This window comes from Bacillus sp. 1021, assembly GCF_014534735.1.
Taxonomy (GTDB): domain Bacteria; phylum Bacillota; class Bacilli; order Bacillales; family Bacillaceae; genus Bacillus; species Bacillus siamensis.
This window is the reverse complement of record NZ_JACVSR010000003.1, coordinates 357,503-374,041: the sequence shown is the minus strand read 5'-3', so window position 1 is coordinate 374,041 and position 16,539 is coordinate 357,503. Positions and strand designations below refer to the sequence as shown.

Below are 16,539 nucleotides of genomic sequence, written 5' to 3'. Positions count from 1 at the left end.
AATAAAAGATTGACAGTTTGATTCCTCCTTAACTATAATAAAATTGTTCGTACAAATAAAAAGTTAAAAGTTTAATATTTTAATTTATACGTATATTTTTAAATGCAAGCGCTTTATTTTGACAGGAAGGGGAAATGAATGTGCTTCAGAACAAAGATTATGAATTTTGGTTTGTGACGGGAAGCCAGCACTTATACGGAGAGGAAACGCTTCAGCTTGTCGATCAACACGCAAAAGGGATATGTGACGGTCTCAGCGGGGTGTCATCAAGATACAAGATCAGGCATAAAGCGGTTGTTACGTCATCTGAAACAATCAGAGAGGTTTTGCGGGAAGCGCAATATCAAGAAAACTGCGCCGGGATCATCACGTGGATGCATACATTTTCTCCGGCGAAAATGTGGATTGAAGGTCTTTCCGCCTTTCAAAAGCCGATGCTTCATCTGCATACCCAATATCATCGCGACATTCCGTGGGAAACGATTGATATGGATTTTATGAACAGCAACCAATCCGCCCACGGAGACCGGGAATACGGATATATCCAGTCAAGAATGGGGCAGACGAGAAAAGTCATTGCAGGCTATTGGGATGATGAAGAAGTTAAACGTGACATTTCACAATGGATGAATACTGCTGCCGCTTGGAATGAAAGTAGGCATATTAAAGTAGCCCGGTTCGGCGACAACATGCGGAATGTAGCCGTTACTGACGGAGACAAAGTCGGCGCCCACATTCAATTCGGCTGGCAGGTTGACGGGTACGGAATCGGTGATCTTACCGAGGTGATGAACAATGTCACCGATGCAGAAATTGAAGCGCTTTATGAAGAATACGACAAATTGTATATCATCAGCGATGAAACGAAACGGGATGAAGCAAAAGTTTCTTCCATTAAAGAACAGGCGAAAATCGAACTCGGATTAACGGCCTTTCTCGAACGGGGCGGATATACAGCGTTTTCGACCTCCTTTGAAGTTTTGCACGGAATGAAGCAGCTTCCGGGTCTTGCCGTTCAGCGTCTCATGGAAAAAGGGTACGGATTTGCCGGCGAAGGCGATTGGAAAACGGCTGCCCTTGTGCGAATGATGAAAATAATGGCGGACGGAGAACAAACCTCCTTCATGGAAGATTACACGTATCATTTTGAGCCGGGGCGTGCGATGATTCTCGGATCACATATGCTTGAAGTATGTCCGACAATTGCCCTTGATCGGCCGAAAATCGAAGTCCATCCTCTCTCAATCGGGGGAAAGGAAGATCCCGCCCGATTGGTCTTTAACGGAATCGGCGGTTCAGCCATCATCGCAAGTATCATTGACATCGGAGGGCGGTTCCGTCTCATTATGAATGAAGCGGAAGGCAGGGAAATTGAACATGACATGCCGAATCTGCCTGTGGCGCGGGTGCTGTGGAAGCCTGAGCCATCACTGAAAACAGCTTCGGAAGCATGGATTTTAGCGGGAGGCGCCCATCATACCTGTATGTCCTTCCGGCTTACGGCTGAACAGATGCTTGACTGGGCTGAAATGGCAGGCATTGAAAGCATCTTTATTTCCCGCAATACCGAAATACGCGAGCTGAAAAAAGAGCTGAAGTGGAATGACGCATTATACCGGCTGGGAGGGAATTGATATGGCTTATACAATTGGTGTAGATTTCGGCACATTGTCCGGCAGGGCGGTGCTTGTCAATGTCCGGACAGGAGAAGAAATCGCATCCGCGGTCAAAGAATATACTCATGCCGTGATCGACCGTACGCTGCCGAAAACGGGGGAAAAGCTCCCTCGTGACTGGGCGCTTCAAGATCCCGCCGATTATATTGAAGTTTTGGAAACGGCGATTCCGAGCCTGCTTCAGCAGTCGGGCGCTGATCCAACAGATGTGATCGGCATAGGAATTGATTTTACGGCCTGCACCATTTTGCCGGTAGACGGCGCGGGACAGCCGCTTTGTATGCTTCCGGAATTTGAACGGGAGCCGCACAGTTATGTGAAGCTGTGGAAGCATCATGCGGCTCAAAAGCATGCAGACCGTTTGAACGCGATTGCCGAAGATACAAAAGAAGAATTTCTCAAAAGATACGGCGGTAAAATTTCTTCCGAATGGATGATCCCGAAAATCATGCAAATTGCGGAAGAAGCGCCGCATATATACGAGGCGGCAGATCGGATTGTGGAAGCGGCAGACTGGATCGTCTATCAATTGTGCGGTTCATTGAAGCGGAGCAACTGCACGGCCGGCTACAAAGCAATTTGGAATGAGGAGACGGGATATCCGCCTAATCATTTTTTCGAAAGGCTCAACCCGTTAATGAAAACGATTACAAATGATAAATTAAGCGGAACCATTTATTCAGTCGGAGAAAAGGCAGGAGGACTGACCGAAAAAATGGCGGAGCTGACCGGGCTTTTGCCGGGGACGGCCGTTGCCGTCGCCAATGTTGACGCTCACGTGTCAGTGCCAGCGGTCGGCATTACAGAGCCGGGGAAAATGCTGATGATCATGGGAACGTCCACCTGTCATGTGCTGCTCGGTGAGGAAGAACATATCGTCCCCGGTATGTGCGGAGTTGTCAATAACGGCATCTTACCTGGATATGCGGGATATGAAGCGGGGCAGTCCTGTGTCGGCGACCATTTTGAATGGTTTGTTAAAACGTGCGTTCCGAAAGACTATGAGAAGGAAGCCGAGGAAAAACAGATCGATATTCACGAGCTTTTAAGCGAAAAAGCAGCAGAGCTTGCTCCGGGGGAAAGCGGTCTTCTCGCGCTTGACTGGTGGAACGGAAACCGGTCAACCTTGGTGGACGCCGATTTGACGGGCATGATGCTCGGCATGACGCTGCACACGAAACCGGAAGAAATCTACAGGGCATTGATTGAAGCGACGGCGTTCGGAACGAGGATGATTATCGAAACATTCCGCGAAAACGGCGTTCCGGTCGAGGAGCTTTATGCAGCCGGAGGAATCGCTGAGAAAAATCCATTTATCATGCAAATTTATGCAGACGTCACAAATATGGACATTAAATTATCCGGGTCTCCGCAGGCGCCGGCACTGGGCTCCGCGATTTTCGGAGCGCTCGCTGCGGGTCGGGAAAACGGGGGTTTCTCCAATATTGCTGAGGCTTGCGCACATATGGGGAAATTAAAAGACGGCTCTTATGTCCCGAATCGGGGAAGAGCTGAGATTTATGACAGCCTATATGCGGAATACAAAGAGCTCGTTCACTACTTCGGCAAAGAAAACAATGTCATGAAACGCCTGAAAGCCATTAAAAACCGTGAGTTCGCGAAAGGGGAGAGCCGCCATGCTTGAAGCGTTAAAAGAAGAAGTGCTCGCCGCCAACCTGAAGCTTGAGGAACATAATCTTGTCACGTTTACATGGGGAAATGTCAGCGGCATTGACAGAGAAAGCGGGAGAATCGTCATTAAACCGAGCGGTGTCGATTACAGTGAGCTGACCGCAGACAAACTGGTCGTCCTGAATGAGGACGGAGAGATTCTGGAAGGCTCGCTGAAGCCGTCCTCTGACACGCCGACCCATCTTTATCTGTATAAAGCCTTTCCCGCTATCGGCGGAATCGTTCATACGCATTCCCGCTGGGCGACGAGCTGGGCGCAGTCAGGCAGAGACATTCCCGCGCTCGGAACGACCCACGCAGATTATTTTGAAAGCGCTATACCCTGTACGAGGGAAATGTATGAAGAAGAAATTGTGAAAGATTACGAATATCATACAGGCAAAGTCATAGCGGAAACTTTTCAAAATGAATCGTATGAACAAAATCCGGGTGTTCTTGTCCACAGCCACGGTCCATTCTGCTGGGGAACGGACGCGCTGAATGCCGTGCATAACGCTGTAGTGCTCGAAACCGTGGCGGAAATGGCCTACCATTCGCTTATGCTGAACAAACAGCTCAGCCCGATAGACAGAGTGCTGCATGATAAGCATTTTTACAGAAAACACGGGGCGAATGCTTATTATGGCCAAACTTGACGCATCCGGGTTTCTGATTGATTTAGACGGAACCGTATTCAGGGGGCAGGAGCTGATTGACGGCGCAACAGAAGCCATTCATACCCTTCAGTCCCTAGGCAAAGCCGTTGTCTTTTTAAGCAACCGCGGCAATCTATCAAGAGCCATGTGCCAAAAGAAACTGCTTGGTGCCGGTATCCGCACGGATGAACGGAGCATCGTGCTGTCCTCCAGTGTGACGGCATCATTTTTAAAGAAGCATTATCCTTTGTCAAAGGTATGGGTGTTAGGAGAGAAAGGGCTGACTGATGAACTCGCTTTAGCGGGTGTCACCATGGCGCAAAAACCGGAGGCGGCAGACTGGCTTGTTATCTCTTTGCATGAAACTGTCACCTATGAGGATCTGAATCTCGCTTTTCAGGCAGCTTCCTCCGGCGCGCGCATCATCGCCACGAACCGGGACCGCTCGTTTCCGAATGAAGGCGGCCATGCTATGGACGTCGCGGGAATGATCGGGGCCATTGAGGCATCTGCCGGAGTAAAAACGGAGCTTGTCGTCGGCAAACCGTCTTGGCTGATGGCTGAGGCAGCATGTGAAGCGCTCGGGCTTTCTCCGGGAGAATGCGCAATAATCGGGGACAGCCTCGAATCAGATATCGCAATGGGAAGGCTGTACGGGATGAAAAGCGTGTTGGTTCTGACGGGATCGGCAAAACTTGGGGAGACCCGTCTCTATGAGCCTGACATCGTGCTCGACTCTATTAAAGACCTGACAGAATTAGCGAAGGAGGGAATCCTTTTATGAAACTTTCTCCGGCGGACATTCAATCCGAGTTTAATAAGGAAGGAGGCAGCCGCTCTCCTATTCAAATAGAAGACATCATCATCGGAGCGGATGCAAAAGAAGAGCTTTTCAGATTTCTTCAAAAAAAATGCTGGAAACATCCGGCGATCGTCTGTGACCGGAACACTGACGAAGCGGCGGGAGGGATGCTTGCGGACGAATTGAAGGCCGGCGGAATTAAAGCGGCAAAGATCATCATTCCGGAGCACGAAGCAGGAACCGCAGCGGCTGATGAAAGGACACTGATCTATACGCTGATCAATATCGCGGAAGAGACGGATGTCATCATTGCGGCCGGGTCAGGAACGATTCACGACATTACGCGGTTTGCCGCCTGCCAGCGCGGTTTGCCGTTTATCTCATTCCCCACCGCTCCTTCAGTTGACGGATTTACATCAGCGGGAGCGCCGCTCATATTAAACGGTATCAAAACGACGATTCAGACGAAAGCGCCGATCGCCTTATTTGCGGATACGAATCTATTAAAAGAAGCGCCGCGCGCAATGACAGCCGCGGGCTTCGGCGACATGCTCGGAAAAATAACTTCGCTGGCAGATTGGGAGATCTCCCGCAGGCTTGCGGATGAGCCGTACTCAGAAGCCGGGGCGAAACTTGTGAAAGACGCGCTTTGGCAGTGCATTGATCACCGCGCTGACATTGCCATGGGAACAGAGGCCGGCATTCGCATCCTGATGGAAGCGCTGATCGTATCGGGTCTTGTCATGCTTGCTCTTGATCACTCCCGTCCCGCCTCAGGAGGAGAGCATCACATCTCGCATTGGATTGAAATGGAACTGCTGAAGACGAAACAGCCTCCGATTCTCCACGGTGCGAAGGTGGGCTGCGCGTGCGCGGTGCTAAGTGATATTTACAAAGATCTGGCATGTCACGAAAAGCTTGCAGAACTTCCGCCGCACTTTCGCGAGGCGGTTCAATCAGCATATGAAGGGCTTCCTGACGGCAAAACAATTGCCGGGTGGCTCACATCTGCCGGAGGTCCCGCCAGTTTTGATGAAATCGGTGTAAAACAGGACCTTGTCAGCGACGCCCTTAAGCATGCACACACACTGCGAGACCGTTATACCGGCTTAACCATCATAAATGAAAATGCAGCGCTCTTTGCACATCATTCGCCGCACGGCCTGAAGCGGAAGGGGTAATGACATGAAAAAAACGACCGCTGTATGTTTGGCGCTGATGATGTTCTTATTATTTACCGCCGGCTGTTCACAAGAACGGACTGCCGGCAGGGCGGGAGAAACGGAGCTGACATTTTGGACGTTTAACGGACTGCACGAACAGTTTTATCAGGAAATGGCCAAAGAATGGAATCAGAAATACCCGGACCGCAAAATTAAGCTGAATACCGTTGTTTATCCTTATGGACAAATGCATGATAATCTATCCGTTTCCCTGATCGCGGGGGAAGGGCTTCCTGATATTGCCGACGTGGAATTAAGCCGGTTCTCGAATTTTCTGAAGGGGAAGGATATCCCGCTTGCCGATCTGACTCCGCTGATTGAAAAAGATCGCGATAAGTTTGTGGAAGCGCGCCTGGCCTTATACAGCAAAAACGGCAAACTGTACGGCCTTGACACACATGTAGGGACGACCGTGATGTTTTACAACATGGATATTATGAAAAAGGCGGGCGTTGATCCCGCATCGATTAAGACATGGGAGGACTACCGGCTGGCGGGGAAAAAAGTGCGCGAAATCGCGGGGAAACCGATGGGAACGGTTGAAACAAATGATTCCGCCACATTTCTTTCCATGATTTCACAGCAAGGATCAGGCTACTTCAGCAAAAACGGAAAGTTGATTCTGAACAATAAAACGAATATAGACACATTGAATGACTTAAAGGACATGATAAATGATAAAACCCTTCTGCCGGCTCCCGGCGGCGGCCATCACAGTGAAGAATACTACGGTTTTATGAATCAGGGCGGGGCAGCGTCAGTACTGATGCCCATCTGGTACATGGGACGGTTTATCGATTATATGCCTGATTTAAAAGGAAAAATGGCGATTTACCCTATGCCGGCTTGGAAAAAAGGCGGCGACAGATCAGCGGGCTTGGGCGGAACAGCCACCGTCGTACCGAAACAGGCCGAACATCTGAAGCTCGCGAAAGAATTTCTCGGATTTGCGAAAGGTTCAAAGGAAGGAAATATTAAGCTGTGGACGGTGCTCGGCTTTGATCCGCTCCGCTGGGACGTGTGGGATTCAAAAGAATTGAAGGAGAAAAATAAGTACACGGATTTCTTCCGGAACGGTACATCCATTTTTTCCACGCTCCTTGAAGTAAAAGATGAGATCAATCCGATTTATTTGCATGAAGACTTCTCTAAAGCGGCTGATCTCGTCGTCAGACAGGTGCTGTTCGATGCGCTGAAGACGCAGGAAAAAACACCTAAGGAAGCCTTGGACGAGGCGGCACAGCAATTGGAAAAATAAGCAGCCGCCCATTTTAACGGAGAAAGCGGGGGAGCTTTTATGATACCTGTAAAGACAGAGACAGCGCAAACCGTTTCCGCAGCCCGGAAGAAGCCGCGCCGGCGCAATGTGCTGTATTCCAAAAAAGCGGCGCCTTATCTTTTTACGGCGCCTTTTATCATTTCGTTTCTCGTTTTCTTTTTGTATCCGATCATCAGCGTGTGTATCATGAGCTTTCAGCGGATACTGCCGGGAGAAGCTGCATTTGTCGGTTTTTCCAATTACTCCTCTCTTCTTAATCCAACCTTTTACACCGCACTGTTTAATACATTGGAATATACCTTCTGGACGCTGATCGTGCTGATCCCGGTGCCGCTTCTTTTGGCGGTGATTCTAAATTCGAAGCTCGTCAGATTCAGAAATGTGTTTAAATCGGCACTGTTCGTACCGGCTTTGACATCGACGATCGTCGCGGGGATTATATTCCGGCTGATGTTCGGAGAAATGAATACGTCGCTGGCAAACGAGCTGATGATGAAGCTTGGCGTATCGCCTCAAAACTGGCTCAATAACAAAGGAACCGGTATGTTTTTAATGGTGCTGCTTGCGTCATGGAGATGGATGGGCATTAACATTCTTTATTTTCTGGCCGGATTGCAAAACGTGCCGAAAGAATTATATGAGGCGGCTGAAATTGACGGGGCGAGTACGTGGAAAAAGTTCCGGCATATTACCCTCCCGTTTTTAAAGCCGGTATCGGTTTATGTGTTAACGATCAGTATTATCGGCGGTTTCAGAATGTTTGAGGAAAGCTATGTGCTTTGGCAGAATAATTCCCCGGGCAATATCGGCCTCACGCTTGTCGGTTATTTATATCAGCAGGGGCTTGCGTACAACGAAATGGGGTACGGGGCCGCCATCGGAATTGTCCTTTTGCTTGTCATCTTACTTGTCAGCCTTGTGTCGCTGAAACTGTCCGGTTCGTTTAAAGGGGAGGGATAGGTGGTGCGTAACAATCACATGTTTTCCGTGTACAGAGTCGCGTTTACCTTGTTTTTTATCATGCTGAGCCTGCTGTATATCTTTCCGATGATCTGCCTATTGCTCGGTTCATTAAAGCCGTCATCTGAGCTGATGCGCATCGGACTGAATCTGCGTCTTGATCCGGATGTGATGAGCTTTGATAACTACACGTATTTGTTCAACGGGGGAAGCATTTATTTTAAGTGGTTTTTTAACAGCCTGCTGCTCGGCGTTCTCACCACGGTTCTCACACTGTTTTTTTCCTCTATGATCGGCTACGGACTCGGTGTATACGAGTTTAAAGGCCGAAATGTTATTTTCGTTCTTGTGCTGATCATTATGATGGTGCCTCTGGAAGTGATGATGCTTCCGTTATTTAAACTGACGGTGGGGCTTCATTTGATTGATTCTTATACGGGGGTGATTCTGCCGTTTATTGTGTCGCCTGTCGCCGTGTTCTTTTTCAGGCAATATGCGCTCGGCCTCCCGAGGGATCTGCTCGATTCAGCGAGAATGGATGGCTGCACGGAATTCGGAATTTTCTTCAGAATTATGGCGCCCCTCATGAAACCGGCATTCGGAGCAATGATCATTCTCCAATCTTTAAACAGCTGGAATAACTTTTTATGGCCGCTGATCGTGCTTCGGTCGAAAGAAATGTTTACGCTTCCAATCGGACTGTCAGGGCTGCTGAGTCCGTACGGCAACAACTATGACATGCTGATCTCCGGTTCCGTTTTTGCGATACTGCCGGTGATTATCATATTCTTGTTTTTCCAAAAATACTTTATTTCCGGCCTGACAGTCGGCGGAGTGAAGGGATAGAGAGAGGGAGGAAACATAATGAAAAAAGCGGGAATTACAGCAGATAAAGAATATATCATCGGTGAAGTGGACAAACGGATGTACGGATCATTTATAGAACATATGGGCCGGGCGGTGTATGAAGGCATTTATGAGCCAGGACACCCGAAAGCCGACAAGGACGGGTTCAGAACAGACGTGCAGGAGCTGATCAGAGAATTACAGGTGCCGTTCATCCGCTATCCGGGAGGGAATTTTCTCTCCGGCTACAATTGGGAAGACGGCGTCGGACCGGTGAAGGACAGACCGCGGAGGCTTGATCTGGCATGGCAGACGACAGAAACGAACGAAGTCGGGACGAATGAATTTTTAACGTGGGCAAAAAAAGTGAACGCCGAAGTGAATATGGCGGTCAATCTCGGGACGAGAGGAATTGATGCCGCCCGGAACCTCGTCGAGTACTGCAACCATCCTGAAGGGGCATACTGGAGCGACTTGCGAAAATCGCACGGGTATGAAAAACCTTACGGCATAAAAACGTGGTGCTTAGGAAATGAGATGGACGGCCCTTGGCAGATCGGGCACAAAACGGCGCATGAATACGGACGGCTCGCCGCTGAAACGGCAAAAGTGATGAAATGGACGGACCCGACGATCGAATTGGTGGCCTGCGGAAGCTCAAACAGCGGCATGCCGACCTTCATCGAATGGGAGGCGGAGGTGCTTGAGCATACGTACGAGCATGTGGATTACATCTCACTGCATACGTATTACGGCAACCATGAAAATGATCTTGAAAACTATTTGGCGAAGTCGATGGATTTAGACCATTTTATCAAATCCGTCACAGCCGTATGTGATTATATGAAAGCGAAAAAACGGAGCAAAAAAACGATTCACCTTTCTTTAGATGAGTGGAATGTATGGTATCACTCAAATGAAGCGGATAAAAAAGTGGAGCCGTGGATTACGGCCCGGCCGATTCTGGAAGACATCTACAATTTTGAAGATGCGCTGTTGATCGGTTCATTGCTGATTACGATGCTGCAGCATGCGGACAGACTAAAGATCGCCTGTCTCGCCCAGCTTGTCAACGTGATTGCGCCTATCATGACTGAAAAGGGCGGAGAAGCATGGAGGCAGCCGATCTTTTATCCTTACATGCACGCCTCTGTCTACGGGAGAGGGACTTCGATGAAGCTGCTGATTACCTCCCCGAAATACGACTCAGCGGATTTTACGGATGTGCCGTATGTTGATGCCGCAGCCGTTTACCGTGAAGAGGATGAAGCCCTGACCATTTTTGCGGTCAACAAAAGCAAGGAACCGATAGAAACGGAGATCAAACTGAGAGGGTTTGAAGATTACCGCATCATTGAGCATATCGTGCTGGAGCATCAGAATATGAAAGCGACCAATCAAAAAAACAGAAAAGAAGTTATGCCTCACTCAAACGGAACGTCTTCCGCAAACGCTGAAGGGATAACGGCCCATTTTACGCCGCTGTCCTGGAATGTCATCCGTTTATCAGGAAAATAATGTTCCGAAAAGCCGGGCTGCGCCGCCGGCTTTTTTTACGCAAAAATCATCTCTCGTTATCTGATAATTGTGATAATATTTAGAAAAAGAGAAAAGGGGCTGGGATTAAATGAATGCGATTACAATCGTCATAGCGTCTATATGCATTTTGGCGATCGCCTATCGGCTTTACGGTACCTTTATGATGGTCAAAGTATTAAAAATCAATGATCAGACACCGACTCCGGCCCATGTGCTTGAGGATGGGAAAGATTATGTGCCGACGAATAAATGGGTGTCATTCGGCCACCATTTCGCGGCAATCGCCGCTGCCGGCCCGCTTGTCGGACCGATTCTCGCAGCTCAGTTCGGCTATCTGCCCGGGCTGTTATGGCTGTTAATCGGGGCGGTGATCGGGGGAGCCGTGCACGATATTGTCGTATTGTTTGCATCTATGCGGAAAAACGGGAAAACGCTTTCTGAAGTCGCCAAAGAAGAGCTCGGCCCGGTGGCGGGCTTTTGCACGGGTCTTTCGATGCTGTTTATCATTACGATCACGATGGCGGGGCTGTCCATGGTTGTGCTGCACGCACTTGAGAAAAACCCGTGGGGGACGTTTGCGGTGGGGATTACGATTCCGATCGCGATGGGGGTCGGCGTCTACTATAAAAAAACGGGCAATCTCAAACTCGCATCCACTGTCGGTTTTCTTTTGTTAATGGCCGGTGTTGTGATCGGGCCGCGGCTGCAGACAACGGCTCTCGGCGACATGCTGACGTTGGATGCGAAGACACTCGCGGTGGCGCTTCCCGTCTATGCTTTTTTCGCCGCGGCGCTTCCGGTTTGGCTTTTGCTTGCCCCGCGTGACTATTTAAGCAGTTTTATGAAAATCGGGATTTTTGCCGCTTTGATCGCAGGCGTCTTTTTCGTCAATCCCGCCGTTAAATTCCCGGCCGTAACGGAGTTCATTCACGGCGGCGGACCGGTGATCGCAGGACCTGTCTGGCCGTTTATTTCAATAACGATTGCCTGCGGCGCCATTTCAGGCTTTCATGCGTTTGTCGGTTCCGGCACAACGCCGAAAATGCTGGATAAATGGAGTGATATCAAGCCGGTTGCTTTCGGAGCGATGCTTGTTGAATGTCTTGTCGGGATTATGGCGCTCATAGCTGCCGTCGCACTTGAGCCAGCCGATTATTTTGCCATTAACAGCACGCCGGAAATTTTCCGCGCCCTTGGGATGAATGTCGTCCATCTGCCTGAATTGAGCAAAGAAATCGGTCTCAGTCTGGAAGGAAGAACGGGCGGCGCTGTTACGCTTGCCGTCGGAATGACGTATATCTTTACGGAGATTCCGTTTTTCAGTCATTTGGCTTCATACTTTTTTCAATTTGTCATTATGTTTGAAGCGGTGTTTATTTTAACGGCGATTGATGCGGGAACCCGTGTCGCCCGCTACTTGATCCAGGAGTTTTTCGGAGAGGTGTATAAGCCTCTGAAAAAAACAGACTGGCTGCCGGGCTCGATTTTCTCAAGCGCGCTCGCCTGCCTGCTGTGGGGCTATCTTCTGTATTCGGGCGACATCAGCTCCATTTGGGCGCTGTTCGGCGTGTCCAATCAGCTTATGGCGTCCGTCGGATTAATCATCGGTGCGACTGTCGTATTGAAGATAGCCGATAAGCGGCGTTATATGCTGACATGCCTGATTCCTCTCGCTTATTTGTACGTGACCGTCAACTATGCGGGTTATTGGATGGTGCGGTATGTGTATTTGAATCCCGAAGCGGTCGGATACAATGTGCTGAATGGCGTTTTATCTATTATCATGCTCATTCTCGGGTTTGTGATTATCATGGCGGCTGTGAAAAAATGGGCAAACATTTGGCGTGATCCGAGTGCCAGATTGGAAGCTTCAATACCCGGATAAATCCGCCCCGAACTGTAAAACTTGCAGCATCAAAAAAGCAGAGAGCCGTTCGGTCTCTCTGCTTTTTCCGTTTATGACAAATCCGCCGCTTTCAAAAGGTAATCCGCCAAATGTACCGCGCGGACACGGTCTGTTAATCCTTCGCGCAAAATGCCGAGCTGCATTTGCAAAAGGCATCCGGGATTGGCTGTCACGATGACGGTTGCTTCCGTTTTTCCGGCGGCTTTCATCTTGCTGTCTAATATTTTCATAGACATCTCTGATTCTGTTATATTATAAATTCCCGCCGACCCGCAGCAGCTGTCGGCCTTTTCCATTTCTCTGTACTCGGCCCCTTTAATGCTTTTCAAAAGCATGCGCGGTGCCTCTGACGTATGCATCACATTGCGGAGATGGCAGGAGTCCTGATATGTGACGATATGAGGGGATTGCGCTTGAAGGTTCCTTTGATGGAACTTCAATTCAACCAGTACGGATGAAAAGTCTTTGAGCTTCCTGACGAATTGTTCGGCACGATCCGCCCATTCAGGTTCATCCTTCAGCAAATGCGGATATTCCTGAAGAAAGGCGCCGCATCCGCCGGCGTTTGTAATGATATAATCTGCGTCAAGCGCCTCAAAAGCCGCGATATTCCGCTTGGCCAGTTCTTTTCCCATCTCTTTTTCTCCGCTGTGCCCGTGTAGCGCGCCGCAGCACGCCTGACCTTCCGGAACGGCGATCTCACATCCGGCCGCCTGTAAAAGCGCCGTTGTCGCATGATTTGTTGCTAAAAACATTGTATCCATTAAACAGCCCGAGAAAAAAGCGGCCCGTTTTTGAACGGGACCCGAGGCGGGAAGAAAACGCGGCCGTTCTTTCATGTCTTTCCGTTTCGGGACGGGCGGGAGCACTTGTTCCATTGTACGCAGATGCTCAGGCAAAACGCGCAGCATACCGGTTTTTCTGACGGCGGTCTGCAGCCCCGATCTTTGGTATATCCCAAGAAGATTCGCCGCTGTCTGCATGCGGTTTTGATGGGGAAAAAGCCCGGTAAATGCCGCTTTCCGCAAGAGGCGCACGCCCGGCTTATGTTTTTTATTTTGATGAATGATATCCCTTGCTTCTTCAAGCAGCTGTCCGTAATTGACTCCTGCCGGACAAACGGGCTCGCATGCCCTGCATCCGAGACACAGCGAAAGTGAGCGCTCGACATCTTCATCCGGCTCGATCAGTCCGTCTGTGACGGCTTTCATCAGGGCGATCCGGCCGCGCGGCGAATGGGATTCTTGAAATCCCGATTCGATATAGGTCGGACAGGAAGGAAGGCAGAAGCCGCAGCGCATGCAGTTCAGCAATTCACCTTCATCCATGCGGTTTTTGAATTCTGTTTGTATTTGTTTCTGCTCTTTAGCCGTTGTCATTTCATCACCACCACGCGTTTCCTTGACGAATTGGCGAATATTTTCCCCGGGTTCAGCAGGTTTTGGGGATCGAGCGCTTGTTTGATCGCTTTCATGGCGGTGATGCCTTCTGTTTTCAGCTTCATTTCTAAATACGGCGCTTTTACGATGCCGACCCCATGTTCACCCGTTATCGTTCCTCCCAGCTCAATCGCTTTCTCAAAAATGGCGGCAAAGGCTTTTTCGACACGTTCCATCTCCTCTGTATTTCGGATATCGGTGGTGCACGTCGGATGGAGGTTGCCGTCGCCTGCATGGCCGAATGTACAGATGGACAAGCCGTATGTTTCTGCAATCTCGTTAATGGCTCTGACCATATTGGCAATTTGTGATCTCGGCACGGTGGCATCTTCCAGAATCGTCGTCGGTTTCAGTCTGGCGAGAGCTGATAGTGCGGACCGTCTGGCCTCTGTAAGGGCGAATGCTTCCTCCTCGGTTTCAGCCGTTTGGACGGATACGGCGGCTCCGTTTTTACAGATGGCTTCGATTTTTTCCATATCGCGTCTGACCGTGTCGCTGTCACCGTCCTGTTCGATCAGCAGTACGGCTTTTGCGTCTGTCGGAAGCCCGATCTTGGCGTAATCTTCAATGACCTGCAGTGTCGGCTGATCCAGAAATTCGAGTGTCGCCGGAATGATTTTTTCAGCGATGATGGCAGAAACCGATTCTGCAGCCGCTTCAATATGTTCATAGAGTGCGAGCAGCGTTTTTTTCGTTTCCGGCTTCGGAACAAGCTTTAAAGTCGCTTCCGTCACAACACCGAGCGTCCCCTCTGATCCGACGAAAAGCCGGGTCAGATCATAACCGGCGACATCCTTTGTCAGCTTTCCTCCTGTGCGGATGATATCGCCTGAAGCCAAGACGGCTTCAAGGCCGAGGACATAATCCCGGGTGACACCGTACTTCAGGCCGCGCAGTCCGCCGGAATTTTCATTAATATTTCCGCCGATCGTCGATATTTTCATGCTGCTCGGATCAGGCGGATAAAATAACCCTTTCCGTTCAACTGCATGAATCATATCTTGCGTGATCACGCCCGGCTGGACGGTTGCCGTCAAATTTTCTTCATCAATTTCAAGAATTCGGTTCATATGTTTGAATAAAAGAACAAGACCGCCCTCAGACGGACATGTGCCGCCGCATAAGTTTGTGCCTGAACCCCTCGGCACGATCGGAATGTCATGCCTGCTGCAAATCGTTAATATACGGGACACGTCATCCGTACAGCGGGGGGCGATTACGGCATCCGGCATGGCTTGCAGCTGAGGGGCCGCATCGTACGAATACACAAGACGGCCAGCCGCAGAATCATCATAATTCTCCTTCCCGACCGCCCGGATGAACTGTTCCTTTGCCTCTCGTGAAATCATATTCTCCCAACCTCCCGATTAGAAAAGCGTTTTCATTTAATTGTAAAGAAAAATGATTTCGTAAACTATGGAGAAATAGATGAAAAATGATGGTGATATCACGTGTTTTTTGTATGTTGATCTAAAAAGCGAAGCGCCAAATAAAAAGCCGTTATGTCTTCAGGGCGGTCAAGCTTCATATTTGTCAGCGATTCCAGTTTGGAAAGACGGTAGCGCAGCGTATTAATATGAATATGCATGTCACCAGCGGTGCGCTTTAACGATAACTGCCGGTCGAAAAAGGCGCGCAGCGTATCCAGAAGTTCTTCACGGCCGAGCACATGCTCGAGAACCCGCCGTGAAAATTCAGACCGTGTGCCGGGCGCAATATCGGCAAGACACATATCCAGTTTTAAATCTTCTTCAAAGACGGCCTGCTTGTCAATAGCGCCCGCCGAAAGAGCTTTCTCCGCCTGTCCGTATGATTCCGTCAGGCGTTCTCCCGGAACGATCCGTCCAATGCCGGCCGTGACAGGCTGCCCAAAAACAGTGTTCATTCTTTTGACGAGCTTCTCCTTAGAATCCGAGTTTGTTTCATGATTAATGAGAATACGTTCATTTCCCCAGCGGACAAACAGGTCTTCAGGGTATTCACTTTGCCAGAGGCGCCCGAGCTCTTCTGCTTCATATTGCTCAAAACGGCCTTGAATGAGTATGATTCGGCGTTGCGCATGAAGGTCTGCTGCAAGGAGCTTTGCTTTTTCTAAAAAACCCGGCGACCATTCTTTTAACTGCAGCCAATCCACCATAAAGGATTCAAGCATTCTCTCACGCCATTGCACTTCTTCCAGGTGGCGCGTTTCTTTTATAAAAAGTTCCGTCATTTTTCTGAGCAATTCCCCGAAAGGCAGGATATCGTCAGGGTTTCCTGTCAGACCGAATACTCCGATCACCTCATGCCCCGAAAAAACGGGGAGGTTCAATCCTGCTTTTACGCCCTCGAGCCGTTTTTCATCTTCTTTCGTAATGATGACATTCCGTTTTTCCCGCGCGCAGATCAGAGCTCCTTCATGAAAACATCCGGCGCGCGCAGCGTTGGTGCCCGCGATGATCATTCCTTTTGTATCGGCAATAATCACTTCGCGGCTGTACATATGTTTGACTTCGGCAATCAATTTTTTTGCCAGTTCCGGCTGTAACTGCATTGGCGATCC

Annotated in this window: 13 protein-coding genes; 10 read left to right on the top strand and 3 right to left on the bottom strand. The window is 49.6% G+C overall.

Annotated features, from left to right (window positions below; all coding sequences use genetic code 11):
- The first annotated feature begins 140 nt into the window (after nt 1-140).
- The 10 genes from araA to cstA all read left to right on the top strand — a co-directional run bounded on the left by araA (nt 141) and on the right by cstA (nt 12,537).
- Nucleotides 141-1,634 (top strand): L-arabinose isomerase, encoded by a 1,494-nt coding sequence (gene araA / locus ICW23_RS13565; protein WP_188154628.1) that lies wholly within the window; start codon nt 141-143, stop codon nt 1,632-1,634.
- A 1-nt stretch (nt 1,635) separates the two neighbouring features.
- The gene (gene araB / locus ICW23_RS13560) at nt 1,636-3,321 is read left to right on the top strand and encodes a ribulokinase (protein ID WP_188154627.1); all 1,686 of its coding nucleotides are present in this window, start codon (nt 1,636-1,638) and stop codon (nt 3,319-3,321) included.
- The gene (araD, locus tag ICW23_RS13555) at nt 3,314-4,003 is read left to right on the top strand and encodes an L-ribulose-5-phosphate 4-epimerase (protein WP_016938635.1); all 690 of its coding nucleotides are present in this window, start codon (nt 3,314-3,316) and stop codon (nt 4,001-4,003) included. The genes araB and araD overlap by 8 nt, the downstream gene beginning before the upstream one ends.
- Entirely contained in the window at nt 3,981-4,787 is an 807-nt protein-coding gene (locus ICW23_RS13550) for a sugar-phosphatase AraL (RefSeq protein WP_395941086.1), read from the top strand. Before araD ends, ICW23_RS13550 begins: the two co-directional genes overlap by 23 nt.
- The gene (locus tag ICW23_RS13545; protein ID WP_188154626.1) at nt 4,784-5,986 is read left to right on the top strand and encodes a sn-glycerol-1-phosphate dehydrogenase; all 1,203 of its coding nucleotides are present in this window, start codon (nt 4,784-4,786) and stop codon (nt 5,984-5,986) included. The genes ICW23_RS13550 and ICW23_RS13545 overlap by 4 nt, the downstream gene beginning before the upstream one ends.
- 4 nt (nt 5,987-5,990) lie before the next feature.
- A complete protein-coding gene (araN, locus tag ICW23_RS13540) occupies nt 5,991-7,286 on the top strand; it encodes an arabinooligosaccharides ABC transporter substrate-binding protein AraN (RefSeq protein ID WP_188154625.1) in 1,296 nt (431 codons plus the stop codon).
- 39 nt (nt 7,287-7,325) lie between these two features.
- Entirely contained in the window at nt 7,326-8,267 is a 942-nt protein-coding gene (gene araP, locus ICW23_RS13535) for an arabinooligosaccharides ABC transporter permease AraP (RefSeq protein WP_099744748.1), read from the top strand.
- 18 nt (nt 8,268-8,285) lie between these two features.
- Nucleotides 8,286-9,113, top strand: coding sequence for an arabinooligosaccharides ABC transporter permease AraQ (gene araQ / locus ICW23_RS13530; protein ID WP_032864872.1), 828 nt, complete (start codon nt 8,286-8,288; stop codon nt 9,111-9,113).
- Between the two features lie 18 nt (nt 9,114-9,131).
- A complete protein-coding gene (gene arfA, locus ICW23_RS13525; RefSeq protein WP_188154624.1) occupies nt 9,132-10,631 on the top strand; it encodes an arabinosylfuranosidase ArfA in 1,500 nt (499 codons plus the stop codon).
- Nucleotides 10,632-10,740: 109 nt separating this feature from the next.
- A complete protein-coding gene (gene cstA / locus ICW23_RS13520) occupies nt 10,741-12,537 on the top strand; it encodes a carbon starvation protein CstA (protein ID WP_188154623.1) in 1,797 nt (598 codons plus the stop codon).
- Nucleotides 12,538-12,608: 71 nt separating this feature from the next.
- Here the strand turns inward: cstA and ICW23_RS13515 are convergent, their stop codons facing one another.
- The 3 genes from ICW23_RS13515 to ICW23_RS13505 form a co-directional block, all read right to left on the bottom strand.
- Nucleotides 12,609-13,937, bottom strand: a complete 1,329-nt coding sequence (locus tag ICW23_RS13515) for a (Fe-S)-binding protein (RefSeq protein WP_188154622.1) — start codon at nt 13,935-13,937, stop codon at nt 12,609-12,611.
- Entirely contained in the window at nt 13,934-15,346 is a 1,413-nt protein-coding gene (gene glcD, locus ICW23_RS13510; RefSeq protein ID WP_188154621.1) for a glycolate oxidase subunit GlcD, read from the bottom strand. Before glcD ends, ICW23_RS13515 begins: the two co-directional genes overlap by 4 nt.
- Before the next feature lie 98 nt (nt 15,347-15,444).
- A complete protein-coding gene (locus ICW23_RS13505; RefSeq protein WP_095241522.1) occupies nt 15,445-16,530 on the bottom strand; it encodes a CdaR family transcriptional regulator in 1,086 nt (361 codons plus the stop codon).
- Between the last annotated feature and the right edge of the window lie 9 nt (nt 16,531-16,539).